Source organism: Rathayibacter sp. AY1D5 (assembly GCF_002932515.1).
Lineage (GTDB): Bacteria > Actinomycetota > Actinomycetes > Actinomycetales > Microbacteriaceae > Rathayibacter.
Genome location: NZ_PSVU01000127.1, coordinates 1 through 738, shown reverse-complemented (window position 1 = coordinate 738; position 738 = coordinate 1). Strand labels below are relative to the sequence as shown.

Sequence of the window (738 nt, the reverse complement as noted above, 5' to 3'; positions counted from 1 at the left end):
CCCGCGATCAAGCGTCGAAGCGGTAGCCGAGGCCGCGGACAGTAACCAGGAGCACCGGCTCCTTCGGCGTCTTCTCGATCTTGGAGCGGATGCGCTTGACGTGGACGTCGAGGGTCTTCGTGTCGCCGAAGTAGTCGCTCCCCCAGACGCGGTCGATGAGCTGGCCGCGGGTGAGGACACGGCCCGCGTTGCGGAGGAGCATCTCGAGGAGCTCGAACTCCTTGAGGGGCATCGGGGTCTCGACGCCGTCGACTTCGACCGTGTGGCGTTCGATGTCCATGCGGACGGGGCCGGCGACGACGATCCGCTCCTCGCCGGGCTCCTCGGTGCGGCGTCGGAGGACGGCGCGGATGCGGGCGAGCAGTTCGCGGGTGGAGTAGGGCTTGGTGACGTAGTCGTCCGCGCCGAGCTCCAGGCCGACGACGATGTCCACTTCGGAGTCCTTGGCGGTGACCATGATGATCGGGACGGAGGAGCGGGTGCGGATCTCGCGGCAGACCTCGGTGCCGGGCATGCCGGGCAGCATGAGGTCGAGGAGGATCAGGTCGTAGTCGCCCTCGTCGAAGGCGGCGACGGCGCGGTTGCCGTCCTCGGCGACGGTGACGTCGTATCCCTCGCGTTCGAGCAGGTAGCTGAGGGGCTCGCTGAGGGCGCTCTCGTCCTCGACGAGCAGGATGCTGGTCACGCGTGTTCTCCTATCGGGGCGGTCGCCGCGAAGGGCGTCCGGGCGGGGTCGGC

At 69.0% G+C, this 738-nt stretch carries 1 protein-coding gene; it reads right to left on the bottom strand.

Annotation, left to right across the window (positions count from 1 at the left end):
* Nucleotides 1-7: 7 nt before the first annotated feature.
* On the bottom strand, nt 8-685 hold the full coding sequence (locus tag C5C82_RS17170; protein ID WP_104227263.1) for a response regulator transcription factor: 678 nt from the start codon (nt 683-685) through the stop codon (nt 8-10).
* Nucleotides 686-738: the final 53 nt, after the last annotated feature.